At 40.0% G+C, this 24,863-nt stretch carries 25 protein-coding genes and 1 pseudogene; 14 read left to right on the top strand and 12 right to left on the bottom strand.

Going from position 1 to position 24,863, the window contains the following annotated elements:
- Positions 1 to 290 precede the first annotated feature (290 nt).
- Both ilvD and AQPE_RS02990 read left to right on the top strand, forming a co-directional pair.
- Complete coding sequence (gene ilvD, locus AQPE_RS02985; protein ID WP_318349564.1) at positions 291 to 1,967, top strand: dihydroxy-acid dehydratase; 1,677 nt, start codon at positions 291 to 293, stop codon at positions 1,965 to 1,967.
- Positions 1,968 to 2,264: 297 nt separating this feature from the next.
- Entirely contained in the window at positions 2,265 to 2,678 is a 414-nt protein-coding gene (locus AQPE_RS02990) for a GreA/GreB family elongation factor (RefSeq protein ID WP_318349565.1), read from the top strand.
- Positions 2,679 to 2,747: 69 nt separating this feature from the next.
- Here the strand turns inward: AQPE_RS02990 and gdhA are convergent, their stop codons facing one another.
- From gdhA to AQPE_RS03015, 5 genes are all read right to left on the bottom strand, one after another.
- Entirely contained in the window at positions 2,748 to 4,100 is a 1,353-nt protein-coding gene (gene gdhA, locus AQPE_RS02995) for an NADP-specific glutamate dehydrogenase (RefSeq protein WP_318349566.1), read from the bottom strand.
- A gap of 228 nt (positions 4,101 to 4,328) precedes the next feature.
- Entirely contained in the window at positions 4,329 to 4,982 is a 654-nt protein-coding gene (locus tag AQPE_RS03000; RefSeq protein WP_318349567.1) for a LuxR C-terminal-related transcriptional regulator, read from the bottom strand.
- Positions 4,975 to 9,192 (bottom strand): PEP/pyruvate-binding domain-containing protein, encoded by a 4,218-nt coding sequence (locus AQPE_RS03005; protein ID WP_318349568.1) that lies wholly within the window; start codon positions 9,190 to 9,192, stop codon positions 4,975 to 4,977. Before AQPE_RS03005 ends, AQPE_RS03000 begins: the two co-directional genes overlap by 8 nt.
- A gap of 161 nt (positions 9,193 to 9,353) precedes the next feature.
- Positions 9,354 to 10,181 carry a hypothetical protein gene (locus AQPE_RS03010; RefSeq protein ID WP_318349569.1) on the bottom strand — a complete coding sequence of 276 codons (828 nt, stop codon included), beginning with the start codon at positions 10,179 to 10,181 and terminating at the stop codon, positions 9,354 to 9,356.
- Between the two features lie 169 nt (positions 10,182 to 10,350).
- The gene (locus tag AQPE_RS03015) at positions 10,351 to 11,052 is read right to left on the bottom strand and encodes a winged helix DNA-binding protein (RefSeq protein ID WP_318349570.1); all 702 of its coding nucleotides are present in this window, start codon (positions 11,050 to 11,052) and stop codon (positions 10,351 to 10,353) included.
- Positions 11,053 to 11,184: 132 nt separating this feature from the next.
- Between AQPE_RS03015 and AQPE_RS03020 the strand changes: the two genes are divergently transcribed.
- From AQPE_RS03020 to AQPE_RS03035, 4 genes are all read left to right on the top strand, one after another.
- A complete protein-coding gene (locus AQPE_RS03020) occupies positions 11,185 to 11,604 on the top strand; it encodes a GreA/GreB family elongation factor (protein ID WP_318349571.1) in 420 nt (139 codons plus the stop codon).
- A 55-nt stretch (positions 11,605 to 11,659) separates the two neighbouring features.
- Positions 11,660 to 12,073, top strand: a complete 414-nt coding sequence (locus tag AQPE_RS03025; RefSeq protein ID WP_318349572.1) for a GreA/GreB family elongation factor — start codon at positions 11,660 to 11,662, stop codon at positions 12,071 to 12,073.
- 53 nt (positions 12,074 to 12,126) lie between these two features.
- Positions 12,127 to 12,249, top strand: coding sequence for a hypothetical protein (locus AQPE_RS03030; protein WP_318349573.1), 123 nt, complete (start codon positions 12,127 to 12,129; stop codon positions 12,247 to 12,249).
- Between the two features lie 113 nt (positions 12,250 to 12,362).
- On the top strand, positions 12,363 to 12,788 hold the full coding sequence (locus AQPE_RS03035; RefSeq protein WP_318349574.1) for a GreA/GreB family elongation factor: 426 nt from the start codon (positions 12,363 to 12,365) through the stop codon (positions 12,786 to 12,788).
- Between the two features lie 73 nt (positions 12,789 to 12,861).
- Here the strand turns inward: AQPE_RS03035 and AQPE_RS03040 are convergent, their stop codons facing one another.
- The 3 genes and pseudogenes from AQPE_RS03040 to AQPE_RS03050 all read right to left on the bottom strand — a co-directional run bounded on the left by AQPE_RS03040 (position 12,862) and on the right by AQPE_RS03050 (position 15,425).
- Complete coding sequence (locus AQPE_RS03040; protein WP_318349575.1) at positions 12,862 to 13,065, bottom strand: hypothetical protein; 204 nt, start codon at positions 13,063 to 13,065, stop codon at positions 12,862 to 12,864.
- Positions 13,066 to 13,105: 40 nt separating this feature from the next.
- On the bottom strand, positions 13,106 to 14,110 hold the full coding sequence (locus tag AQPE_RS03045; protein WP_318349576.1) for a cytochrome d ubiquinol oxidase subunit II: 1,005 nt from the start codon (positions 14,108 to 14,110) through the stop codon (positions 13,106 to 13,108).
- Positions 14,103 to 15,425 (bottom strand): annotated as a pseudogene (locus AQPE_RS03050) (cytochrome ubiquinol oxidase subunit I). Before AQPE_RS03050 ends, AQPE_RS03045 begins: the two are co-directional and overlap by 8 nt.
- A gap of 133 nt (positions 15,426 to 15,558) precedes the next feature.
- Here AQPE_RS03050 and ric point away from each other — a divergent pair.
- From ric to AQPE_RS03085, 7 genes are all read left to right on the top strand, one after another.
- Positions 15,559 to 16,284 (top strand): iron-sulfur cluster repair di-iron protein, encoded by a 726-nt coding sequence (gene ric / locus AQPE_RS03055; RefSeq protein WP_318349577.1) that lies wholly within the window; start codon positions 15,559 to 15,561, stop codon positions 16,282 to 16,284.
- A 68-nt stretch (positions 16,285 to 16,352) separates the two neighbouring features.
- The gene (locus AQPE_RS03060) at positions 16,353 to 16,787 is read left to right on the top strand and encodes an RrF2 family transcriptional regulator (protein WP_318349578.1); all 435 of its coding nucleotides are present in this window, start codon (positions 16,353 to 16,355) and stop codon (positions 16,785 to 16,787) included.
- Between the two features lie 13 nt (positions 16,788 to 16,800).
- The gene (locus tag AQPE_RS03065; RefSeq protein ID WP_318349579.1) at positions 16,801 to 17,502 is read left to right on the top strand and encodes an aspartate/glutamate racemase family protein; all 702 of its coding nucleotides are present in this window, start codon (positions 16,801 to 16,803) and stop codon (positions 17,500 to 17,502) included.
- A gap of 291 nt (positions 17,503 to 17,793) precedes the next feature.
- On the top strand, positions 17,794 to 18,459 hold the full coding sequence (locus AQPE_RS03070) for a ferredoxin reductase domain-containing protein (RefSeq protein ID WP_318349580.1): 666 nt from the start codon (positions 17,794 to 17,796) through the stop codon (positions 18,457 to 18,459).
- A gap of 52 nt (positions 18,460 to 18,511) precedes the next feature.
- The gene (locus AQPE_RS03075; RefSeq protein WP_318349581.1) at positions 18,512 to 18,808 is read left to right on the top strand and encodes a hypothetical protein; all 297 of its coding nucleotides are present in this window, start codon (positions 18,512 to 18,514) and stop codon (positions 18,806 to 18,808) included.
- A 19-nt stretch (positions 18,809 to 18,827) separates the two neighbouring features.
- On the top strand, positions 18,828 to 19,166 hold the full coding sequence (locus AQPE_RS03080) for a DUF488 domain-containing protein (RefSeq protein ID WP_318349582.1): 339 nt from the start codon (positions 18,828 to 18,830) through the stop codon (positions 19,164 to 19,166).
- 59 nt (positions 19,167 to 19,225) lie between these two features.
- Positions 19,226 to 19,654, top strand: coding sequence for a c-type cytochrome (locus AQPE_RS03085; protein ID WP_318349583.1), 429 nt, complete (start codon positions 19,226 to 19,228; stop codon positions 19,652 to 19,654).
- 155 nt (positions 19,655 to 19,809) lie between these two features.
- Here AQPE_RS03085 and AQPE_RS03090 read toward each other — a convergent pair whose 3' ends face one another.
- A complete protein-coding gene (locus AQPE_RS03090; protein WP_318349584.1) occupies positions 19,810 to 20,214 on the bottom strand; it encodes a nuclear transport factor 2 family protein in 405 nt (134 codons plus the stop codon).
- Between the two features lie 162 nt (positions 20,215 to 20,376).
- A complete protein-coding gene (locus AQPE_RS03095) occupies positions 20,377 to 21,228 on the bottom strand; it encodes an aldo/keto reductase (protein WP_318349585.1) in 852 nt (283 codons plus the stop codon).
- Between the two features lie 160 nt (positions 21,229 to 21,388).
- On the opposite strand from AQPE_RS03095, the gene AQPE_RS03100 reads away from it, so the two are divergent.
- Positions 21,389 to 22,294 (top strand): helix-turn-helix domain-containing protein, encoded by a 906-nt coding sequence (locus AQPE_RS03100; RefSeq protein ID WP_318349586.1) that lies wholly within the window; start codon positions 21,389 to 21,391, stop codon positions 22,292 to 22,294.
- A 202-nt stretch (positions 22,295 to 22,496) separates the two neighbouring features.
- Here the strand turns inward: AQPE_RS03100 and AQPE_RS03105 are convergent, their stop codons facing one another.
- Complete coding sequence (locus AQPE_RS03105) at positions 22,497 to 23,111, bottom strand: cytochrome c3 family protein (protein ID WP_318349587.1); 615 nt, start codon at positions 23,109 to 23,111, stop codon at positions 22,497 to 22,499.
- A gap of 68 nt (positions 23,112 to 23,179) precedes the next feature.
- Positions 23,180 to 24,844, bottom strand: coding sequence for an FAD-dependent oxidoreductase (locus AQPE_RS03110; protein WP_318349588.1), 1,665 nt, complete (start codon positions 24,842 to 24,844; stop codon positions 23,180 to 23,182).
- Positions 24,845 to 24,863: the final 19 nt, after the last annotated feature.

Below are 24,863 nucleotides of genomic sequence, written 5' to 3' on the forward strand. Positions count from 1 at the left end.
CCAAAATTCATATTCAATTTAAATTCAAATCTACTTATCTGCCAATCAATTTGGTTGTGTGGCACAAAACTTCTCTCGGATTTTTGCATTTAATGTCAGTTTCCCAGGAAATCTTGCTACTTCAGGAGGACTGTATTTTATTATTCTTTATGCCCTTCGTGACAGCTACCATGTTCAAGAATGCCGTGCATGGCTTCAATGGGATTATGTGAACCCACAAACAAAACAGAGGTTTGGACCGTTATTCTGAAAAGCACAATCTGGCATAGCCCACACAAAAATTTTAAGGTATGGACAGAAAACTAAATAAATACAGCGAAAAAATTACTCAGGATGACAGCCTTCCTGCAGCTCAGGCCATGCTTTATGCAATAGGCATGAACGAAAGCGATCTTAGAAAAGGGCAGGTTGGCATCGTGAGCACCGGATTTCAGGGAAATCCATGCAACATGCATTTAAATGGATTGGCGGAGGAAGTAAAAAAAGGAGTGGACAATGAGGATGGCTTGTATGGTTTAATTTTTCATACCATTGGAGTGAGCGACGGGATAACCAATGGAACGGAAGGCATGAAATATTCGTTGCCTTCGAGAGAGATAATAGCTGACTCGATAGAGACAGTTGTAAGCGCACAGTTTTACGATGCGGTTATCCCCATCGTAGGTTGCGATAAAAATATGCCCGGCGCCATGATCGCCTTGGGGCGCCTTAACAGACCATCGATTCTGTTGTATGGCGGCACCGTTAAAAAGGGACGGTGGAAAGGTGAAGACCTGAATATTATATCGGCATTTGAAGCCTATGGTGAGCGGATTAAAGGAGATATTTCAGACGAAGATTATGCTGGAATTATCAAAAACTGCATCCCCGGTGCAGGCGCCTGTGGAGGCATGTACACCGCCAACACGATGGCTGCAGCCATTGAATGTATGGGTATGAGTTTACCCTATTCTTCGTCCAATCCGGCGCTGAGTAAGGAAAAAGGATTAGAATGCTCACAGATTGGGAGAGCTATTAAAAACCTCCTGAAAAAAGACATCATGCCAAAAGACATCATGACCAGGCAGGCGTTTGAAAATGCCATCACTTTAATCATGGCATTGGGGGGATCGACAAACGCTGTAATCCACCTGATTGCCATGGCAAAATCTGTTGGCGTACCACTGAATATCAATGACTTTCAGCGAATAAGCAATAAAACTCCATATCTGGCTGACTTAAAACCCAGTGGAAAATATTTATTCGAAGACCTTCATGATGCAGGAGGTATCCCTGGTGTAATGAAATTTCTCCTGAAAGAAGGATACTTCGACGGCAACTGCCTGACAGTGACAGGAAAAACTCTGGGAGAAAATCTGGAAGAAGTAGCCGATTTAGCACAAGGACAAAAGATTATCAGGCCATTTACAGAACCAATTAAAGAACATGGTCATTTACAGATTCTCTTCGGAAACCTTGCTGAAGACGGAGCTGTGGCTAAAATCACGGGTAAGGAAGGCGAACTTTTTACCGGCCCTGCCAAAGTATTTGAAGATGAATTTGAAGCCATAAAAGGTATTCAAACTAAAGTTGTAAAAGGCGATGTAATCGTAATCCGGAATTCGGGTCCGAAAGGCGGCCCGGGAATGCCTGAAATGTTAAAACCAACCAGTTTGGTCATGGGAGCCGGACTTGGTAAAGATGTTGCTTTAATCACCGATGGCCGGTTTTCCGGTGGCTCTCACGGCTTTGTTGTTGGCCATATTACACCTGAAGCTTCAGAAGGAGGATTAATCGGATTACTGCGTGATGGTGATATGATTACCATCGATGCAGTCAATAACCGACTGGAAGTTGCACTTAGCGAAAACGAAATTGCCGTCCGAAGAAAAGCATGGAAAAAGCCACCATACAAGGCGACCTCCGGTATATTAAAAAAATACATCAGTTTGGTATCGACTGCATCTGAAGGCTGCACTACTGATTAAAAAATTCGTCACTATCCTCCAGCTCGGAAAGCATTTAGGGTGATGTAAATTAAAATGGATTGATTCCTGAAAGATTCACAACGATCGTTTTATTTACATTCAGGTCAGTGAGCAAATTTACAGGCCGTTTTTGTAATATGCTTATGGTGGTAATTTATCAAATATTTGGTAATTTTAAATCGGATACGATATAAATATATCGAATACGATTTTATCTAATAAAAATGGCTGATCGAATTTTACACTTAATGGTTAGGTGTCAAAACAATTATAGAGTACATTCAAAAATCAATGGCCATGGGAAACGAAATTATTTTGACGGAATTGGATTACTTGAGATTAAACTCATTAATCTATAGGTTACTTGATGAGAGGAATCAAAACATAAGGGAGTTGAATTTTCTGAATATCGAAATCAGAACGGCGAAAAAGGTTGCTCCCAAAAAGATTAAGCCTAATGTTGTAACAATGGGTTCGAGTATAGAAGTTACATTCGTGGAAACAGGTAAAACAATAGAATTGAAATTGGTTTACCCGCATGAAGCAAATCACGAAGATGGGCAAATTTCAGTGTTGTCTTCTTTGGGCTGTGCCTTGTTGGGCGCTAAAGTGGGAGATTCGATTTCATATAGAACATCAGAGGGAACTCAAACTGTGAAGATCGGAAAAGTTCTTTTCCAACCCGAAGCTAACGGGATTGATTTAACATAGCCTCTTCTGTGTAAAAAAAGGCTGAACCTCAAGGAACAGCCTTTTATATTTTATGTAATATCAAATGATTTATACAACTCCCTGAACCATCATGGCATCAGCAACTTTGATAAATCCGCCAATATTGGCTCCTTTTACGTAGTTGATAAACCCATCTTTTTCGGTTCCGTATTTTACACAGGTTTCGTGAATGTTGATCATGATCTGGTGCAAACGTGCGTCAACTTCTTCGCGCGACCAAGGTAAACGCATCGAGTTTTGCGACATTTCAAGCCCAGATGTGGATACACCACCTGCATTGGCTGCTTTGCCCGGTCCATAAAGGATCTTTGCTTTAAGATATACTTCAACAGCTTCGGGGGTCGATGGCATGTTAGCGCCTTCCGAAACAACATAACAGCCATTCTTTATCAGCATATTGGCATCGTCTTCGTTAATTTCGTTCTGTGTTGCACAAGGGAAAGCTACATCGCACTTAATATTCCATGGAGTCTGACCTTCGAAATACTGCACATTGTATTTGTCAGCATATTCCTTGATACGTCCACGGCGGATATTTTTCAATTCCAAGACAAAAGCCAGCTTTTCTTCATCGAACCCGGCAGGATCATACACAAATCCTAATGAATCGGACATGGTAACCACTTTTGAACCCATCTGAATCAGTTTTTCAACGGCATATTGCGACACGTTTCCAGAACCCGAAACTGTTGCAATTTTACCATTCAAGTCCTGTCCGCGGGTTTTCAGCATTTGGTCGGCAAAATAAACAGCTCCATAGCCAGTTGCTTCCGGACGGATCAAGCTTCCACCCCATTCAATCGCTTTACCAGTCAATACGCCGGTAAATTCGTTCCTGATGCGTTTATATTGTCCATACAGAAAGCCGATTTCGCGACCACCAACACCAATATCACCGGCAGGAACATCGGTATCAGCGCCAATAAAGCGCTGAAGTTCGGTCATGAAACTTTGGCAAAAACGCATGACTTCGTTATCCGATTTTCCTTTCGGATCGAAATCAGATCCACCTTTTCCACCGCCCATTGGAAGTGTTGTCAGGCTATTTTTAAATACCTGCTCGAACGCTAAAAATTTCAAGATACCAAGATTTACAGTTGGATGAAAGCGCAGACCGCCTTTATACGGGCCAATTGCACTGTTCATTTGGATGCGGAAACCTCTGTTTACCTGAATTTCGCCGTTGTCGTCGACCCAAGGAACGCGGAACATCATTACCCGTTCAGGTTCTACCATGCGTTCCAGAATTTTTGCATGATTGTATTTTGGGTTTTCATCGATGAAAGGCATCAATGATTCGACCACTTCTTTTACTGCCTGATGGAATTCTGATTCTCCAGGGTTTTTGGCAATTACTTTTGCCATAAACTCGTTAACTCTTACGTTTAAAATGTCTGCCATAATAAATTTTCTAGATATGATTTTTTTGATTTGTACCAGAATTTTGAAGTTGGCACGATTAGCATCCAAAACCTTCAATGCCTAAAAATAATATCCATAAACTTAACTGCGATAAGTTCTGGTTGAATTCCGTGTTTTACGTAGGGGAGAAAATGCGAAGTACCGATTGAATCACAACGGGGAAATCAATTGAAGCAAATTTCTGGCAATCGATATTTCAGTTGCCGGTCATATTTCTATTATATTGTTTTTAATCGCGAACTTCACCAAATCAACGGTACTTTTTAGGTTGAGTTTTTGCATGATGTGGTTCTTATGCGATTCAACCGTACGGACGCTGATAAAAAAGCGGTCGGCAATTTCCTGGTTGGTTTGGCTTTCGCCCCAAAGTTTGAGGATCTCCACTTGGCGCGAGCTCAAATTGGCAAGGTCGGCGCTTTGACTCAGTTCGTCGGCTTTAAGACCAGAAATATAGCGGTTCAGCAACAAATGTGTAATTGATTTACTATAATAATCATGCCCGTTACGCAGTGTGTAAATTGCTTCCATCAAACTATTCCGATCCGCGTCTTTTCCGAGAAAACCTTTGGCTCCAGCTTTGATGGTCTTAAGCACAATCTCTTCATTATCAATAACCGAGACAATCAGGATTTTTAATTTCGGGCTGCTGATATTTAACTGTACAATAAGGTTTAGGTTTCGGACCGAAATGTCGTGCATATTCAGTATCAATACATGAATTTGTATTGATTTCAATTTTTCGACCAGCACCTCGCGATTATCGCAGGAAAGAACAACCCGAAAGTCGCTAATTCCGGATAAGAGACCAGAGACACCTTCCAGCACCAGTCTATGTTCATCAAAGATGGCAATGTCAATCATGATTAATAATTATTGCTGAAGTCTTTAACTTTCCGTCCATTAAAATGGTCAGCGGATTCTTAAAACGAACGTGTTTGAAATATTTGGTATCACTTATTACTTTCAGTTTCTTCAACATTTCCCAGCGCACGAAATCGGTAGGCGAGGAATGCAGAACCGAAAAGTACCCAATATTCATTGAGGTTACATTGTGGAAAAAGTGCGACCCCAATGATGATTCCAGCGGGAAATTACCGAGGCTTACTTCCACGATGACTTTGGCATTCGATATTTGTGACCAGTTTACCGGAATTCCAACAAACCGATCCTGACTTCCCCAGCGGCCAGGTCCGATCAAAACATAGTGTCGTTTATTTTTGATCATCTGGTTATTCAATTGTTCAATTTCGGCTGCCATTTCAATCGTTTTCAGTTTGCTGAATGTAGTGTTATCCACATAAATTACATCCCGGATATCCTTTATTTCGCCATTACCCAAGCTCGACCGTGTATATAAAACCATTTGTGATTGGTCCAACTGATCGATCACAATATTTCGCAAAATTTGATTGCCTATCAATGGTTTAATCTGAAGCAGATAAAACGTTGGCAAACCGTTCTTTGTACGTTCGAGGTCAACAGCATATTCAATCTCGACTGGAGAACCAAAAGCTTCTTTAATGGTATTCAGCAAAATACTGATGGTTTCGGCCAGCGGTATATAGTTGTACAGCAGAATATCGGCAAAATTTACAATTCGTGGGCCATAAGCGCTCAAGCCAGGTTCAATACGGTCGTTATTCGGATTGTACACCGAAACACAGTGATTCAGCGTTCCATGCTTCTCTGCCTCGCTGATATCCATTAGTTTTAGAGCGGCCAGTTCACCATTTTCCAGAAAATCAAAATTCTTATCCCGGCAGTCGAGCGCGTAAAACTGTACCTGTGAGTTATTCAGTAAATCTTTAATGCTGTGAATGCAAACTTTGGGATATTTGGGCGAAAAACGGAACGATTTCCACCCATCCACCACATAGGTTCCCAGGCCAACTGCTGCAACGGCAAAACCTTCTTCCGGTTTCATATTGGCTACCGGATAATAATTGTACGACTGGGCAACCCCACTGATATGCGGATAATAAAAGTCGCCGTATTGGTTCCCAACCAACTCCTGAAGCACGACTGCCATCTTTTCTTCTTCAATTTTGTGATTGATAATCGAAAAATAGTTCCGGGCTTTCTCTGAAAAAGTGGAAGCATAAACCAGTTTGATTGCCGTTGAAAGCCGTTCAAGGATTATCTTTTTATTGACAGTGTAATTCGGAATAATATAGGTATCGAAAACTCCAGCAAATGGCTGTGTGATCGAATCTTCGGACAAGCTAGATGACCGTACGGCAATCGGTTTGTCGATTTGCGAGACAAAAACCCGTAATTTTTTCAGGAGCGAAATCGATAAATGAGCATCCACAAAATGGCGCCGCAATTCGGCATACGAAATATCAGGATCTAAAATTTTATCGAACAACTTATTTTTCGTGATGAAATGCTGAAATTCATTCGTACCGATCACCACCGTAATTGGGGCAAGAATATTTATCCGGTTGGCGAGTGTCGGAAAATTTAGATTGTAAATCAGCGTGTTGATAAATGCCAGGCCACGCCCCTTTCCTCCGAGCGAACCTCCGGAGAAAGACACGATATTTTTTTCGTCAAGGCTTGATGTTTCATCAAAACTCAGGATTTTCCCCTTCTTTTTATCTTCCCTATAATGTTTAATGCTATCCAGAAAAAACTTCCGCATCTCGTCCATGTCTTTGAACGTATTGGCCGATACAGGGTTGAGCATTCGTGCAAGTTGAATTTCACCACGCGACATTAGCCATATTGACAATTGATTTTCAGATGCATGAAGGAAAAGCGACTCGTCGGGAACTTCCTGAAGCAGGGTTTCGAACTCGCGCAACGATTTGGCCACTCCTATTTTATTCCCCTCTTTATCACGGAACACAAAATTCCCGAAGCCCAAATATCTGGTTAGGTAATGTTTGAGATCGTTCAGTAATGTTTCCGAATTTTTGTTGATAAAAGTTACTTCAAGATCCCTGGCAACCTGTTCGTTACGTATTTCTGACGATTGCAAAATAATAGGAAGCTTTGAAATGTGCGATTTGACGTATTTAATAAAACTCACACCAGCGTGATTGTCCAGTTTTCCACCACGATCGAATTCTACATCCGAAATTACACAGAGTAAAAAGTCTTTGTATTTATTAAAAATGGCAATTGCTTCTTCATAATTCCTGGCCAACAGTATTTTGGGTCTCGACCTCATTTTCGAAATCTTATCGAGCTCGTTCTTCTCAAATTCGGGCAACAATTGTTGTACTTGTCCAAAAACAATGTCGTACAAAAACTGAAGGTATTTGGAATAATAAAGTGGCGAATCTTCGATCAACAAAATGACACGAACCAAACCGATCTTAGTATCGTTTTCAACATTCACTTTGTCTTCAGTTGACTTTACGATGGCAAAAAGAATTAGCGAATCGCCATTCCATACGAACAATTTATCAACCGACCGAATTGTAGGCACCAACTCCTCAAAGTATTTGATGTCGCTTTTTTTATTCAGGAGCAAGTAAATGGGAAGCGCCTCATTCCTGATTTTAATCTGCTCACTTAAAAGAATTGGTGCTGTACGATCCATTCCTGCCATTAAGATAACCAGATCAAAATTAGTAGTTTCGAGCAAACTGAGCGCTTCTTCGGCAGTAGATACCCCTGTTATTCGTGGAACTGAAAACAGGCTGTATTGATAAGCTTCCCCCATAAATTTCTCAAAAAACGAGTCTTCATTTTCAAGGGTAAAAGCATCGTACAAAGTGGCCACAAAAAGGATATGCTTGATTTTGTACTTCATCATGTCGAGATAAACGTACTTGTCGATAGCTTGCTGGTTAAAATATAGCTGAAGCGGCTTTTTGTCTTTGATCAGCGAGTTTCTGAATTCATCGGAAGGATAAATAACTTGAGCTGGAATCCCTTTCCGGTGAATGATTTCTCGGCCCTTATAATTATTCAGGTATCCACTGATCAGCCTGGCAATATTCGTCAGCAGATTGCGCTCTTCATGCAAAAAAGGCCCTTCGTCTTCTTTCGGAAATTGTTTCAGGTAAAAAATCTCAATCGAGCCCTTTTTATTGTCGATGGTCACAAAACTCTCGGTTTGCAACCAGGCTGTTTCTGTAAAATTGGGACTCAGATAATGTTTCCCTTCAAACCGGATGCGTGCCACCGTATATTTTGGATATTGCCACGACTTAGGTAGAATGGCACATATTTCCATCAAAGTTTCATCCACCGATTTGCCTTCGTCAATAATAAGGGTTGTTTGGTTGATGGCCTTTAGTTCTTTTAAGCGTTCCACGTTCTCGTGCTGAAGCTTGTTGAATACGTCATGGGTTGCCGATCCAGCAATCAGGTTTGCCAGATTAACGAGCAATTCCCGTTCTTCTTTTAAGAAAGGACCTTCATCGGCATCCGGGAACTGCTTCAGATAAAAAATCTCAATCGTTCCTTCTTTTCTTCCGGGCGCGTCAAAACCCTGAACCATTCTCCATCTTGTTTCCCTGAAATGACGACTCTGAAAGACATTTTTATCGTAACTGATCCGGGCAACAGTTTCGCCCGGGAATTGCCACGATTCAGGCAAAATAGAACAGATTTCCTGCAACGAATCTTCGAGCGTTTTTCCACTCTTAAGGATCTCCGAAGTCCGATTTATACCTTTTAACTCTTTTTGGCGCTCCCCCATATTAAAGGCCAATGTTCCAAGTTGGATTTTTGAGATAATTCCAATGAGCAAAGTGGTTATCATTTGCAGTGTCGATTCAGCTACTTCAATAACCCATCCAGATGTACCGGAAATAATTTGATGGAAAAGATACAGTTCAACAATTCCCTTTTTACGATCTGGCAATTCAAAATCGCGTTTTGCCATCACCAAAGTTTCATCGAATGATTGGTTTTTAAAGATTTGACCATCAAACGAAATGCATACCGAAATAGAATTATTGGGGATGGAATTTCCGGCAATAGCGTCACAAACTTTTTGTAATGCTTGTTTTAAATCCTCTTCCTTATCAAGAATTTCAATCATCCGGAAAGTAAGATCCTTCAGATGAAGGATCTTACTTCCTGGCAGAAACGGATCTGAATTTTTAGACATATTTTCCGATTAAATCTGAATTTACTGAACTTTTGGGTTAAAGTTCAGAAGCTTTTCGAAATTAACACATAATTGATTTAATTTATTACAAAAGGCGCGAAAACAGCCAAAATTTCAATTCGACCGATCCAGCGCCTTTCATGGTAAATTCACTATGCTGTTTAAACGAGAATTTTTACGTTGTTGCCAGTTGTATTGCAAGGAATATCCTCCTCGCATCCAAACCTTTTGACCATTTCTTCCAGATTTGGATACCATGCGTTAAAGTCGAACCCATCCACACAAACCGCATTGTTTGTGCTGGAAACACTTACCTTATAAATACCATGACCTGTGCTTTGCACAGTTTTGTTCAAATATAGAATTGCCTGGATCGGAATGTTGTATTTGCGGGTATGTACACATGTATTCTTGATCGTGGTAGCCGAACCGATTACCAATGCATGATCGACTTTGCTGCTTCTCAGGATTTGTGTAATTGTCTTACAAACAGCAACTTTTTTTCCACCATCTTCGCTTTCGGTAATTACAGTTACTTCGTCCGAAATAGCCCTAATCTCGTTTTCGAGCAAGATGCCATCCAAAGTTCGAGCCGTAAGAATGGTAATGATTCGATTTCCTGCAGATCGAAGTGAAGCTAAAGCAGGTAAAAGCATAACAGCACCGGGTCCGTCGCTAACACATAAAACCGTACCAAAATTTTCTATTAGCATGGGATAACCAAAAGGGCCATTGATCCTGAAAATTTCGCTTCCGAAATTCAATTCAGCTAATTGTTGGGTGTATTTATCTGCAACAAAAACTAATACTGTAATTGTTTCATTTTCCTGATTGAATTTCAGAACTGCTGCGGGAATGCCAGGTTTATCTTTTTCTATGAGAATCGAAATATATCGACCCGGCCTGATGTCGTTTAAAACGGTCGAAGTCCTAATTTCAAGATTCGCCACATTAGCAGATATGCTTTTCTTAGCTATGATTAAATTCATTTCATATCGGATTTTAAAAAGTCTTTCAATATAGATTGAATCAAACACAGAAAAAAAACCGTTGGCAGAATTAAGTGAATCATGTACGTGAAAAACGGAATAACAAGTAACCGGATTTCGGATTGTTCGGCCTGCTGATATTTCGAAATGTGATTCCCATTTTAAAGTTTTATTTATACAAATGCTTGAGCGAATCCATTAAATTCGACAATTCGGCAAAAGGTTTTGCGTTATGCTTTTGGAAAACTTCGTTATGAAAATCATCAATTTCTTCCAAAACTGGCAAAACTTTCTTCCATTTATTATCACTTATTGCAGTAAAGAACATTGTGCTTTCATCACTTATTCGCTTTTGGGCTTGCTCATAAACAACTCTTCCCTGATCAGACATTATAAGCAGTTTAATTCTTTTGTCTGTTTCATCCTGTATCTCGAATAGTAAACCGTTATTAATCAAACGCCTGATTGTATCCATACCAGTCGTATATTCCAGATGATAAATATTGATCAGATCGGTCTTCTTTGCTCTTTCCAACATATCAACTGCCTGTAGGAATAGAAATTCCAAACGAGAATTGATTACCATATCTTTCAGCGCTTTCCGTATATAAGATTCATGATACCTGGCAATTCCGGCAGCAGCTTCCAGAAACCTGATTTTATCATCAAAATGATTTTTAAAAGGGACTGAAGCTCCCGGATTACGAGCTGATATTTTTTTATCTGCTATTTTCTCCTGAAGTTCAGGTTCTTCGTGAGATTTACTTACAATCCACTCGGCAAAATTCAGAACATCTAATTGATTATTCTCAAGTTCAAAACTTTCATAAAGGTCAATCAACTGTTTTAGAACAGCATACTTATTTCCCATCATTATATTTTTTGTGTAAAAGTATAAAAACATTTACTATGTTTGTATCGGATACGATGTATTAATATCGGATACGATTTTAATTTTACGAATTTAGAAATCAGACCAACAATTCTCTTTAAAATTGAAGATATGTTAAAACTATTAATATTTAAAGAATTTGAGGTTAAAGAAACTCAAAATAAGTCGGTAACCTATTCTGATTACTTCAGGCTAATGGATATGATAAAGACTGATGTTGGGAAAGAAGAGGTTTATCCAAAGCGATTACATTATCTTTTTCTGGCTTTGACCTTTAGTGTCAAATTTGCATCAAATCAAATTCCTGAGAATTTTGTCAGGATGAATTCGACTGTATTGATAACCAATTCAGAACTCATAAAACAACGAATACGGATTGTATATCCCGGAGAAGTGAAATCGAACGATGATTATTCAATTTATAGCTTGATGGGATTAGTTTGTTTGGGACATCAAGAACAAGATATTGTAACTTACATGGATGGAGAAAAAGTAAAGCAACTCAGAATAGAAAAAATTATTTCACATTAAAGAGATCACAGAAAAAATAGTTATTCAATTCAGAAAAAAATTAAAGCAAATAGATATGAAAAGGAACATTATTATTACTGATTACGACTATGTTAGACTAGGCAATCTGATTGGTTCGATTAAGAAAGCTAAAAATGAAGAGCTCAGTAACCTAACCATTTTATGCGAAGAGATTGCTCGTGCCGAAAGGGTAAATCCGAAAGAAATTGAACCTGACTTTGTAACCATGAACTCTCAAGTTGAGGTAATTGATTTAGATAACGGAAAAGTGATGACTATAAAGCTTGTGTATCCTAAAGATGCCGATTTTAGAAAGGGAAATATTTCCATTCTCTCACTTTTAGGTAGCGCGCTATTGGGTTACAGGGTTGGAAGCATCATAAAGTTTGATGCCCCTTTGGGCGAAAAAAGAATTAGAATTAAAAGCATTATTTATCAACCCGAAGCAAATGGGGTTTTTGATGTTTAGCTTTCGAATCGTTTGTTGTCGTCATATTCTTGTCTAACTCTAAAATGAAAACTATGGCAAAAAAAGGAAATGGCTTAAAAGAACCCAGTAAGAATCTTAAAGAGAAGCGACTGGAGAAAAGAACAAAGAAAGAAGAGCTAAAAATGTCGAAGCGTAAAAAATTACAATTGAACTGATCCAAAGCTTTTAGCTTGCCTAAAGATTTAACCATCCGCTGGCTGACTTTAATCTCCAATTAGGCCAGCGGATTTATATAAAGCAAATGTGTAACAATCAAAGATCAAATAAGATGATTATCTCAACTTTAGATTCCGAGTTGCTGAGGAAATGCATTCGAGCTGTTGAAGGTCGGCACACAACCAGATTTGATGAGATACAGTTATTAAAAAGGAAAATCTCGTCAGCATATAAGGTAAATCCTCAGGATGTGCCGCGAGATATTGTTACAATGAACTCTTTTGTAGAGCTTCAACGTTGCAATACAAATACAACATTTATCATAAAACTTGTATTTCCTGAATTTGAAAATATAAAGGAAAGCAAGATTTCTATTTTTTCTGCTCTGGGGACAGCTATTTTCTCCGAAAAAGTCGGAGGTGAAGTAGTGTACAAGACTTGGAAAAATGAGAACCACATCAAAATCACCGATGTGATATTTCAACCGGAAGCAAATGGAAATTACTATGTCGATAAACACGATTATGGTTATTTCTGATTGATTTCTTAGAGAAGTTCCTCTAAAGAAAGTCTGACGCAGTATGACAATATTGATAGATCGGACTCAACTTTTAGAAGTTAAAAGTATCCTCAGTATCTTCCATTTCGGACAGCATACACGGCGAAGAAAAATAAGGACGCGCTGGTTCCCGATAGGTTTTGACGGCTATTTTCATTTCTATAACCTCTTCTTCCGAGAGCTCATTCTTATCATCTTCACGCCTTGCCTTTTCCGTTTGCCCGGTCCCGGCAATTTTATTTCTTTTGTTTTTCATGGGTCAGGCTTTTAAACTCGTTATTTTAATAGAACTGTGATTATTGCTGTTTATCCTGCCTGAACTTGAACACCTTAAACAAATAAGCAAAGGCAGGAAATATCAATAAGATACCGGCAATTAATGCGTAAACAAGCAAAGTCATCGTTTTTTCCGGGGCCCGACTGTTCCAGATCGTCAAATGCGATCCGTCGGCCAGATAAACCATAACCGGAAACTGAATGGCAAACCAACCAGTTAAAATACAGGCTGTTTGCACTCCTGCCAAAAATCTGCTTACTAATATGTTGTGTCGTTTTATTTGTTGCCACAAGAAGGGAATGACTACCGTAGCAATAACTACGCAGATAATAGCAACGGGAGAATGGATAAAGCGGCTAAAGAAATTAAGTTCGTATAATTCTGACGCCACGAAGACCCCCAATCCGGAAACAACGAGCAGCACGAAGAGAATGCGTGCTGTCCTCGAAAAAGTCAGGTAAGATTGTTTGTCATTGGATTCGCCCAAAAGATAGATTGCTGCAAGCCATGCGAATAGGATAGTCAGAAAAATACCAGTTGTAAAAGCGAAAAGATTGAACCAGGGCTGAATGAACGAATCGTAAAAAATTCCTTCGACGTGCGACGGAATTTTTCCCATCATGATTGCTCCAAGCGTAACGCCCAGGAAAAAAGGAGTTAACAAACTTGATATCCGGAAGAACTGCGTGTAATACTTGTGGGTATTGTCGTTAGCCGTATCGTAATACCGGAAGGTAAAGGCGGTACCCCGAAAAATAATGCCCAGCAATACAATGAAAACCGGGATGTGCAGATAGGTTGTAAGTGTCGCAAAAACCTTCGGAAATCCATTAAAAATAATTACAACAGCCAAAATAAGCCATACATGGTTGGCTTCCCAAACCGGTGCTATTGCCTTCGAAATAGTATCCATTCCCTTCTTGCCTGAAACCAGTTCAACAATTCCGGCACCAAAATCAGCGCCACCCAGCAACACGTATAACAGGATTGCTATAGCCAAAACAAAAACGATAAATTCAGTCATGAGTGATTAGATTTTGAGCATTTGAATGAACAGCCAATATCTGACGCCGCATCAGCCATACGACCAGAAACGTCAGCAGAAGATAGATAAATGTGATCAGGTAAAACGGATATTGAACGCCTGGCATTGGCGTTACAGCATCTTTCGTTTTCATGATACCATAAATAATCCAGGGTTGCCGACCCACTTCAGTTACAATCCAGCCTGCTTCAACAGCAATAAATCCAACTGGAGTAAGCCAGACCAGCAACTTTAGCCACCACGTTTTATCCAGGTTTTCCTTCCATTTAAATTTGAAAATCAGGAATAAAATACCTGCGCCCATCATAAACATTCCCATAAAAACCATGATCTGAAAGGCAAAATGCACAATGGCAACCGGAGGCCAGTTTTCTTTACTGGTTTTATCCAGTCCTTCCACTTCGGCATTTGGATCTCCATGAGCCAAAAAGCTTAGCAAGTGCGGAATATGAATAGCATATTTAACTTCCTCTTTCTCTTCATCAGGAATGCCGCCAATAACAAGCGACGCGGGTTCTGAGGTTTTAAACAAAGATTCCATAGCAGCTAATTTTGCTGGCTGAAGCTTCGCTACATTTTTGGCTGAAATATCGCCGCTTATGGGCTGTAATATGGCAGCAACAGCGCCAAACAAAAGGGCAATATGTATAGCGCCCCGATGAAACTCATTTCCTTTGTGACGAAGCAGCTTAAAAGCATGCACACCGGCCACTGCAAAACTGGTTGATGCAAAAGCAGCGATCGTCATGTGCAGCGCTTGCTGAAACCAGGCCTTGTTAAACATCGCTTTCACCGGATCGATATTGATTGCCTGGCCATTGACCCATTCAAAGCCGGAAGGACTGTTCATCCAGGCATTGGCCGCTATCACAAATATACCAGACATTACACCTGCAATCCCGACCAGAAGACCGGAAAACAGATGAATCCGGTTACTCACCCGATTCCTTCCATAGAGAAATACGCCTAACGCAATTGCTTCGAGAAAGAAGGCTGTTCCCTCCCAGGAGAAGGGCATCCCAATAATAGCTCCGGCATGTTCCATGAATTTTGGCTAAAGCAGCCCAAGCTCAAACGACAGAACAGTACCCGAAACAGCGCCTACGGCAAAGAAAATAGCCACTCCCCTTGCCCATGCCTTCGACAGATCCAGATAAACTTTACGACCTGTTTTTATCCATTTGAGCTCGGCAACAAACATTAACCAGGGCATCGTCATTCCAATACAGGCAAAAACAATGTGAAACACAAATGAAACGGTCATTTGAAGCCTCGCAGCAAGAAAATCATCCATTACAGGTCGGGTTTAATATGTTTTAAATAATTTGACAATCATTTCACAAAGCTAAACAAAAAATATAAAAAGACATGCAGGTCTTTTTATATTTTATTTATAACTTTACGTTGAAATTTTAAAGCATGCAGCCATGAAAATATCACAGAATACTTCAATAGGAGAATTGGTAAAGTTAAATTTTAAAACCGCCTCCGTCTTTCAGGATAATAACATTGACTTTTGTTGTGGCGGGGACAAAACCATTTCAGAAGCATGTAAAAATGCAGGCTTAGATCCTGAAAAACTGATAGGCCAGCTGGAATTAATTGCTGAACAAAACGATGCAGACTCACAATATATCAATGGGTTGAGCCTTGAGGAACTTAGTAATTATATCGTCAAAAGACATCATAGTTATGTACGGGAAAGCATACCCCAGCTTCAGAAAAATCTTGAAAAAATCTGTCAGGTACATGGAAGCCATCACCCTGAATTGTTCGAAATAAACAGCTTATTTACAGAATCTTCAGGTGACTTGACCATGCACATGCAAAAGGAAGAACTGATGCTCTTCCCTTTTATCCGGAGGCTGGAACTATCATCGAAGAATGGAGCAGCTTTGCCCAATAGTCCTTTTGGCCCGGTTTCCAACCCGATCTCTATGATGGTGGCAGAACATCAGCAGGAAGGCGACCGTTTTGAGCAGATTTCAAAACTCTCAGAAAATTATACGCTTCCTGAAGACGCCTGCACTACTTATGAAATCACCCTGAGGCAACTTCGGGATTTCGAGAACGATTTGCATAGGCACATCCATCTGGAGAACAATATTTTGTTTCCAAAAGCTATCGAATTGGAGAAAAATTTAACGACATGAAAACTTCAGATTTACCCGAATTGATTCCATTGAAGAATGGAGATTCATTAAAATCAAACAATTAGGCTATGCTTGGAAAAACAACTGAATATGCAATACGGGCTTTGGTATACATCTACATACAAAACATAGAAGGAGAAAGGCCTGGTTTTAAGGAAATTGCCAAGAAGATTGATTCACCGGAACAATTTACTGGAAAAGTTCTGCAAAACTTAACCCGTGCCAATATTGTGTCTTCAATGAAAGGCCGGGGAGGTGGCTTTTTCTTTCATGAACCAACACACCCGATAACCTTATTTAAAGTGATAGAAGCAGTGGAAGGCAAAGAATATTTTTCAAAATGTGGTTTCGGGTTAAAGCGCTGTGATACCAACAATCCCTGTCCTCTACACGCTGATTATGCACCGGTAAGAGATTCATTTTTTAAGATGGTTAACGAAAAGACCATACAGTCGCTGGCTAATAAAATTAACAAACGCGAGGCTACATTAAACAGATTATAAATAAGATTGATACATGAAACGAATCGGAATTATTGGAGGATTAGGACCCGAGGCAACCGTTGACTATTACAAGGAAATTATCAATGCCTTTAAAAACGGGAATGGAGATCTGGATTATCCAGAAATCATCATTTACAGTGTGAATATGGCACATTTCATTGGGTTGATGAGAGAAAAAAAATATGAACAGGCCACAGCATATATTTCTGAAAAGATAGAAGGCTTGAAACAGGCTGGAGCTGATTTTGCTGCCCTCAGTGCGAATACGCCACACCAGCTATTTGACCAATTAAGGGAAAGGTCTGGAATCCCGTTGATCAGTATTGTTGAAGCCACCTGCAACGAAGCGAAAAGTAAAGAGCTAAAACGGGCCGGTTTGTTTGGAACTGAATTTACCATGAACGCATCTTTCTTTCCTGATGTTTTTAAAAAGAAAGGCATTGAAGTGATTATGCCTGGCGAGGAAGACAAAGAGTTGATTAATTATAAACTGTTCAGCGAAATTGAACTGGGCATTTTCAAAGATGAAACACGGGAACTGCTGATCGGAATCATAGAAAAGATGGTCAGAGAACAACATATCGACTCTCTGATTCTGGGTTGCACTGAGTTCCCGTTAATTCTGACTGCGGAAACTTATGCCGGTATTCCCATTTTAAACACAACCAAAATCCACGTCGAATCGATTGCAAAGTATTGTCGAGAAAGTCAATAATACCATGGATAACAAACAAAATCTACATAGAAGTATTCAACATCAGGATAACAATTACAAAGTCGCTGAAACTTTTAATAATAGTTGTACAATACCAATTAAGAGTACAGGCATGAGTTTCCGAAATACCATGTTGATGCCCTATTCTTTGATTACGCACTACCATGACAATAACGCAACACTGGCTGATATGGGATTAAATCGATACCTCTTGAGGCTATCTGTAGGCACTGAATAGTTGTATTCAGGATAGCTAGCAGTTTATTGAAATAACTAAAAATAACCTATAAAATGCAACATACTACAAAAATAATTGAAAAGAGCTGGTTAACACACGACGTGATTCGCCTGAGGCTGGAGAGGCCAATGAATTATTCATTCGATGCAGGACAAGCCATTGAAGTTTCGCTTGAGAATCCACGTTTCCAGGGAGAGAATGCCCCATTTACCTTAACCGGGTTAAGCAGTGAAAAGTATCTCGAACTGATCTTGAAAGTTTACGCCGAACACAACGGGATGACGCTGGAAATATCGAAATTAAAGGAAGGCGACAGGCTCATTATCAGTGATGCCTGGGATTCGTATAAAAATCTGGGGCCGGGATTGTTTATTGCAGGCGGTACTGGAATTACTCCCTTTGTCGCGATACTGCGCCAGCTAAATGTCGAAAACAGAGTGGCCGGAAGCCAATTGCTTTTTGCCAACAAAACCGAAAAGGATATTTTTCTTCAGCAAGAGCTTGGCCAGATGCTTGGGAAAAACTTTATTAACATTTTATCGCGCGAGAAAAAAGACAATTTTTTATACGGACACATTAATCCTGAAATTCTGAAAGATCAGATTTCAAGGCCCAATCAGCCCTTTTACATCTGTGGTCCGGGTAATTTTGCTGAACAGATCCGCGATCAATTACTGGAACTGGGCATCGATAAAGATATGATCATTATAAGTTACTAGATAGATTAAAAGTTCATCCCAAATTATTCGGAAATACAAAAGAATATAAAATATGAAAACAGATTTTAGTCCTGTCTATCCTGTTTATTACGAAGTGTTTTCAGAAGAACAGGAAAAGGAATTTAGCAAAGTGTTTTATTTCGGGAATGGCACCGAGTTGGAAGAAGCCAAGGGTAAAATCACGGGATTGATTAAGAAAGGAAGCATTGAGGAATATTTGGTTTTCGATTCGGGTGACGAAGTTCGTATCGATCGTATTATATCAATAAACGGCAAGCTAGGACCTGCCTATGACGAATATGACGCCTTCGCCCTTGCTTGCCTGAATTGTAACATTCCGGAAGATTAACCAAACAAAATCAGCTATCATGATTAAAATCAAAAGGGCATATCTGGAGCCTGAAGAAGATGATATGCGGATTCTGGTTGACCGGCTCTGGCCGCGCGGACTGACCAAAGAAAAGGCAAACATTGATTTATGGATGAAAGATGTTGCCCCAAGTACAGAACTTCGAAAGTGGTTTAGTCATGACATCGAAAAATGGGAAGAATTCAAAAGACGCTATTTGGACGAACTCAACGAAAACAAAGAGTCAGTAGCGATTCTGAAAGAACAGTTAAACAAAGGAAATGTAACATTAATTTTTGGTGCCAGAGATGAATTACACAACGAGGCGATTGTCCTCAAAGAGCTTTTGAGTTGCTAACCGACCCAAGTGCCGGTACTAAAAACGTTAAATATCATTTAATCAATGAAATAACGATCATGAAAAAAGAAATATTTCTCGCAACAGGTCTGGTTTTATCGATTTGCGTATCAGGTAGTACGCCTGAAAAAGAACCCGGCAGAAACACAGAACATGAAACCGTCTTAGAAACAAAAACATCAATAAATTTGACAGAGAATTTTCAGACGCCTGCTAAAGTTGTTAGTCCCGGAGAAAAACTTTTTAAAGATAAAGGCTGCACAGTTTGCCATCAGTTAAATACAAAATTAGTGGGTCCTCCGTTAAAAACGATTGCAACGGCCTACACCAATAATAAGAAAGGTTTAGTCGCCTTCTTAAAAGATTCAGGCAAGCCTATCGTTGATCCATCCCAGGCATCTGTCATGCATCCGCAAATTGCTATTACCAAGGCATTACCGGCTAACGAACTGGATGCAATAGTCGACTATATTCTATCAATCAAGTAATCATTTTCTTATTGTTATTGGGGATAAATTTTATGGCAAAACAAAACAGATTTAACGGAATGCATATCAAACGGAAAAAGAAAGCTTATAAAATTCCTCTATCTCCTGGATCAGCCGGTAAGGTTTAATCCATTTGTTTTCAGTCGAATATTTTTTTATGGGTTCTGCCGGGTTAAATTTGAGAGCCAAATCTTTGTATTCCGATTGGAGAAAGGCAACAAGTTATTAACACCAAATTTGAGATAAACCTCCGTCACCATAAAAGGATTAACGACTTCGTTTCCTCCAACCACTGCCACCAAATCGATGTCATTCAACAGTATGGCCGTATTCCCGAAGAAAGTAACTGAAGCTGAGTAAACTTCGGCTTTTTTATACCAAATAAATCCGGATTTAATAATTTTAATTTCCCGCTCTGTTCCCCACGTTCCCCCCATATGAACAAACATGGCTTTTGCATCGAATAGTACATTTAATAAATCGACATTTTTATCTGACATCCATAACCATTTTTGTTTGGATAAGTCAAGGATTTCCTGTTGTTCAGGTGTGTTACTCATAGCAGATGTATTGGTGTTGTTTTGTGCACTGATTCATTGCACACTCATTATAAAAAACATAGTCCAAAAATTGTTGCTTTCATAAATTTACTATTTATAGGTTAATTATAAATTTAATCTATTTTTTTGAGAAATTCTTTTCGGAATCAAGGTTCGTTTGGGCTAACTGTTTAACCATCCGTATTCGCTCATCCATTTTACAATAGCAGGGTTACGGTGGTCAAAATACATGCTTTGTTTGGTATCTAAAGTTTGGATACGCTGTATATCTTCATCAGATAATCTAAAATCAAAAATGCTGATGTTTTCAATCATTCTTTCTTTTCGTCCTGACTTAGGAATCGCAACCACACCTCTTTGAGTTAACCAGCGGAGGATTACCTGGGCAACAGTTTTATTGTACTTCGCTGCAATAGCGGCCAGAACTTCATTATTGAATATATCATTCATTCCCTCGGCAAACGGACTCCAGGCTTCAATCTGTACACCATTATCCTGTAAAAATTGTTGGGTTTCAATTTGCTGTTGGTAAGGGTGGGCTTCTATCTGGTTAACGGCAGGTATAAAACCACTGTTAGCAATTAAGTCCATCAACCTGTCGGGTAAAAAATTACATACACCTATTGCCTTAATTTTTCCTTCATTATACAGATACTGCATAGCACGCCACGAGCCAAAGATATCACCAAAAGGCTGGTGAATTAGATACAAGTCGATATAGTCGAGCTGAAGTGCTTCAAGTGATCTTTGAAAAGCAGCTATAGTCTTTTCGTAGCCTGCTTCCTTACTACCAAATTTGGTCGCTATAAACAATTCTTCTCTTGGAATACCGCTTCTTTTAATAGCATTTCCAACTGCCTGTTCATTTCCATAAAGTTCAGCGGTATCAAATAAACGATACCCTGCTTCAATTGCATTAAGTACTGCAGTCTCGCATTCATCGCCCATAATTTGCATAACTCCAAATCCCAAAACCGGCATTTCTATTCCGTTGTTCAATTTTACTTTTTCCATTTTTCACTTTTTAATTGTTATTTGATGATACAAAGGACGGGAAAAAGTGAAGGGCTGTTGGTATCTGCATTACTGAACTTTGTACCACTTTTACAGGTGTACCCATTAGGATGATATGTCACTGATAAATAGTACATATCTTTGAATAAAAGTAAGAGATATGACAAATATTATTGAAATTAAAACCGTAGCTGAAAACAATAAGATGATTGATGTCAAAACTCCCCATCCACTTGTGAATGTGGTTGATTTTTCGACCTTGAAACCACAAGATAAATCGGCAGTGTCGGGGACTTATACATTTGGATTTTATACTGTTTCTATTAAATATGGAAAGAACTGTGAACTAAAGTATGGACGAAATTTGTACGATTATCAGGATGGAACGTTGGTTTTTATGTCTCCCGGTCAGGTAATGTCCGTTGAACAAAAAAAGAAGTTTCAGCCCGAAGGGTTTGCCCTTGTGTTTCACCCAGACTTAATAAGGGGAACTTCACTCGGGCAGCACATTAAAAACTATTCGTTTTTTTCCTACGATGTTCATGAAGCTTTACATCTTAGTGAGAAAGAGCTGGAAGTGGTTCTTGAGTGTTTTAAGAAGATTGAATTTGAGCTTAAACAGACCATTGACAAACACAGTAAGCATTTGATCGTATCAAATATTGAATTATTCCTAAGTTATTGTGTGAGGTTCTACGACAGACAGTTTATTACCCGCGATAACATAAACTCGGATGTTCTTACAAAATTTGAATCACTTTTAAATTCGTATTTCGAATCTGAAAATCTGAAAAAAATTGGAATCCCAACGGTATCCTATCTTGCAGATCAATTGCACCTTTCAGCAAACTACTTTGGTGATCTTGTAAAAAAAGAAACCGGGAAAACGGCGTTAGAGTACATTCAACTGGCAATTATTGATGCGGCTAAAGAAAAGATCCTTGTACCAGGTAAGTCTGTCAGCGAAATAGCGTGCGAGTTGGGCTTCAAGCATTCACAACATTTCTCTCGCTTCTTCAAACAGCATGTCGGTTACTCGCCCAATGAGTACAGACATTTAAATTAGAGGCTTTTAATGTAGAAGAAGACCTAATGTTAGGTGGTTTTTTCAACCATTAATAAGAGATTACAGTCAATCAACCAACGAATACCGGTTTCAGAATTAAGGGTTTCATGTTTCTCCATGAGTATTGATTAATTTTTAAGCCCCCTCATCAAAATTAATTTCTGACGAAGGGGCGACCTAAACCAACCAAATTAAAAAGAACCTAAAAAATTGATTTTTTATCCCTGTTATTGGTTACCAGTCCATTTGGCTGAGGCGAAATCCAGCCTTTTGGCAATTCAAATTTATGGCATTGGTTACACCTGAAAACCGATTGACCATGCATCGAATGACAATTGTAACACTCTTGCTTCCCGTGACGAGGATCGTGCTGATTGTAAGCGAACAACGAATTCTTATGAGTCTTAGTTGCTTCAATAATCTTTGATTCAACATGGCAACCTGCTGCCATACAAAAGCTTCGGGTACCTATTTTTCTTTTCTCGAATGGGAATGTGTAATTCCCGGCAACCCAGAGCAGTCCTTCCCTTGTTTGTTCGCTTAGTTTTGATTCGTGACAATCGACACATCTGTATTTAATCGAATCGCCCATCGCGTGTTTGGTAATCAGCATTGTGGTATCACCACGATAGTAATTCTGAACATAGTTGTTCATGGGGGTGTGGCACGATGAACAAAAACGGGGCTGCTGATGCCAGATCATTCCGCCGGTAACCATGCCCGATATTGCAACAATTGCAGCAAACGATATGAGCAGCATGATCCAAATTTTGCGACCCGGTTTTTTGCCCGTATTTTTGGTTCCTTTTATTTCCATTTTACTCTCTCCTTAGCGGTTCCAGGTTTATTTTAACTAGATTGATTATTTGAATGAAGGGTCACAAATCAGGCTGACGGCTCTAATTTGGCTACATGTCTCCCGACAAGATATCCGAACGTATAGCATCGCCCCAGCGACAGACCGTAAACGATTAGCGGGTAATCGACACCACCGTAAAATCCACCGCCCAAATTACCTACCGCATACAAACCTTTAATCGGATTGCCCTGATCATCGAGACACCGATGGTTTTCGTCCACCAGGAGACCCGAACAAACTGCCGAAAGACGAAGCGTGCGGTGAATGCCGTAAAACGGTGGCTTGTTAATCGGGAAAAGTTGATGAGCCGGTTTGCCAAAATCGGTATCCGCACCGGAGGCTGCAAGTTCATTATACCGTTTTACAGTTGCCACAAAAGTAGCCTGGTCTATTTCTAATTTTACGGCAAGTTCTTCGAGTGTATCAGCCTTATGCGTATTAATAAACGGCGTTGACACGTGATCGTGAGGTCCAGGTTCATCGGGCATATAATTTCTCATCCCTTCAGGAGGTACCAGAACGCCCGGCCATTTGGCAGCCTGAGTCATGTAGTTCGAATCAAATATCTGTGAATATTGTCCGGCATTCTCTGATTGACGCAAGTAATTGTTCAGCACAGCCATTTCCACATTTTCATTCACAAATCGTTTGCCTGTCTGGTCTACAGCCAGGAAAGGCATATCGCACATGGTAACCGGGCCGCCATCCATATCGTGAATCATCTTGGTGTGCCCAATGGGTTCGATTACGCCACCAGCCCAATAGCCCATTTTGAATCCGTCGCCTGTTTTATTCGATTGCTTGCGACCGTAATATTTGGCGTCAGGAATAAAATAATCGCACATGGCTTTGTCGTTCTGGTAATCGCCGGTTGCGAGAATAACTCCTTTTTTAGCTAAAAACCGGATATATTTTCCATCTTCAGTTTTAGCAATAACCCCGGTAACTTTACCTGAATCGGTTTGAACCAGTTGCACAGCGGGAGTACTGTAATAAAATTTAACTCCGGCTTTTTCGGCATAGCTGGCCAGTGCCTGCATACCATCGCCATTGTTGTATGGCTTGGGTCCGAAATACGCGGTATTGAAACCAAGCCTGTACCCATTCATTTCGAGGATTTTAACCTGCTGGAGATTTCCCTGATCAAACACCTTTGCACCGGACTTAATTGCCCGGTCGATAACCCAGCTTACAGCCTCACCCGAATGATATGCCCATTCGCGGAGCAATTTGGGATTACTCCGATGGGCATTGTCGGTCATCAGTTTGCTAACCAGCGCCTCCACTCCGGCTTTGTCGCTTTTCGCAAGGTCGATACCGGCGCCAGAATTACCCTGCGAGATGGCAATATTCTCCTTTTGAAGAACCGCGACGGAAGCTCCATTTTCGAATGCCGAAAGTGCTGCCGGAACTCCGGATGCACCCGCTCCAACCACCACCACATCAAAGGTTTCGGTTTTGCTGATGTCTGCATCTTTTATTCTTTCGGGCATTTTCAGAAATGAAAGCTGAGCCGCCTTGTCGGAACTGTAGCCGTAAGTCATGTCCTTTTCGAAAGTCTCCTGACTTGGGCTGTTGGGTTTACATCCGCTAAATCCAACCAACCCGGCACACGACGCAACCATGGCACGTGACAGGAAACTTCGGCGCGACAGCCCGTTTTCAATCGTGTATTTCGTGTATTTGTCCATTCCGTTTTATAAAATCTTG

Source organism: Aquipluma nitroreducens (assembly GCF_009689585.1).
GTDB lineage: Bacteria > Bacteroidota > Bacteroidia > Bacteroidales > Prolixibacteraceae > Aquipluma > Aquipluma nitroreducens.

Bases quoted from the DNA above. Each gene is read 5' to 3' on its own strand.
- AQPE_RS03095 (WP_318349585.1), bottom strand. From the start codon at position 21,228: ATGGAAAAAGTAAAATTGAACAACGGAATAGAAATGCCGGTTTTGGGA.
- AQPE_RS03110 (WP_318349588.1), bottom strand. From the start codon at position 24,844: ATGGACAAATACACGAAATACACGATTGAAAACGGGCTGTCGCGCCGA.
- ric (WP_318349577.1), top strand. From the start codon at position 15,559: ATGAAAATATCACAGAATACTTCAATAGGAGAATTGGTAAAGTTAAAT.
- ilvD (WP_318349564.1), top strand. From the start codon at position 291: ATGGACAGAAAACTAAATAAATACAGCGAAAAAATTACTCAGGATGAC.
- AQPE_RS03105 (WP_318349587.1), bottom strand. From the start codon at position 23,111: ATGGAAATAAAAGGAACCAAAAATACGGGCAAAAAACCGGGTCGCAAA.
- AQPE_RS03020 (WP_318349571.1), top strand. From the start codon at position 11,185: ATGTTAAAACTATTAATATTTAAAGAATTTGAGGTTAAAGAAACTCAA.
- AQPE_RS03005 (WP_318349568.1), bottom strand. From the start codon at position 9,192: ATGTCTAAAAATTCAGATCCGTTTCTGCCAGGAAGTAAGATCCTTCAT.
- AQPE_RS03065 (WP_318349579.1), top strand. From the start codon at position 16,801: ATGAAACGAATCGGAATTATTGGAGGATTAGGACCCGAGGCAACCGTT.
- AQPE_RS03015 (WP_318349570.1), bottom strand. From the start codon at position 11,052: ATGGGAAATAAGTATGCTGTTCTAAAACAGTTGATTGACCTTTATGAA.
- gdhA (WP_318349566.1), bottom strand. From the start codon at position 4,100: ATGGCAGACATTTTAAACGTAAGAGTTAACGAGTTTATGGCAAAAGTA.
- AQPE_RS03040 (WP_318349575.1), bottom strand. From the start codon at position 13,065: ATGAAAAACAAAAGAAATAAAATTGCCGGGACCGGGCAAACGGAAAAG.
- AQPE_RS03030 (WP_318349573.1), top strand. From the start codon at position 12,127: ATGGCAAAAAAAGGAAATGGCTTAAAAGAACCCAGTAAGAATCTTAAA.
- AQPE_RS03090 (WP_318349584.1), bottom strand. From the start codon at position 20,214: ATGAGTAACACACCTGAACAACAGGAAATCCTTGACTTATCCAAACAA.
- AQPE_RS03070 (WP_318349580.1), top strand. From the start codon at position 17,794: ATGCAACATACTACAAAAATAATTGAAAAGAGCTGGTTAACACACGAC.
- AQPE_RS03010 (WP_318349569.1), bottom strand. From the start codon at position 10,181: ATGAATTTAATCATAGCTAAGAAAAGCATATCTGCTAATGTGGCGAAT.
- AQPE_RS03080 (WP_318349582.1), top strand. From the start codon at position 18,828: ATGATTAAAATCAAAAGGGCATATCTGGAGCCTGAAGAAGATGATATG.
- AQPE_RS03045 (WP_318349576.1), bottom strand. From the start codon at position 14,110: ATGACTGAATTTATCGTTTTTGTTTTGGCTATAGCAATCCTGTTATAC.
- AQPE_RS02990 (WP_318349565.1), top strand. From the start codon at position 2,265: ATGGGAAACGAAATTATTTTGACGGAATTGGATTACTTGAGATTAAAC.
- AQPE_RS03100 (WP_318349586.1), top strand. From the start codon at position 21,389: ATGACAAATATTATTGAAATTAAAACCGTAGCTGAAAACAATAAGATG.
- AQPE_RS03000 (WP_318349567.1), bottom strand. From the start codon at position 4,982: ATGATTGACATTGCCATCTTTGATGAACATAGACTGGTGCTGGAAGGT.
- AQPE_RS03025 (WP_318349572.1), top strand. From the start codon at position 11,660: ATGAAAAGGAACATTATTATTACTGATTACGACTATGTTAGACTAGGC.
- AQPE_RS03075 (WP_318349581.1), top strand. From the start codon at position 18,512: ATGAAAACAGATTTTAGTCCTGTCTATCCTGTTTATTACGAAGTGTTT.
- AQPE_RS03060 (WP_318349578.1), top strand. From the start codon at position 16,353: ATGCTTGGAAAAACAACTGAATATGCAATACGGGCTTTGGTATACATC.
- AQPE_RS03085 (WP_318349583.1), top strand. From the start codon at position 19,226: ATGAAAAAAGAAATATTTCTCGCAACAGGTCTGGTTTTATCGATTTGC.
- AQPE_RS03035 (WP_318349574.1), top strand. From the start codon at position 12,363: ATGATTATCTCAACTTTAGATTCCGAGTTGCTGAGGAAATGCATTCGA.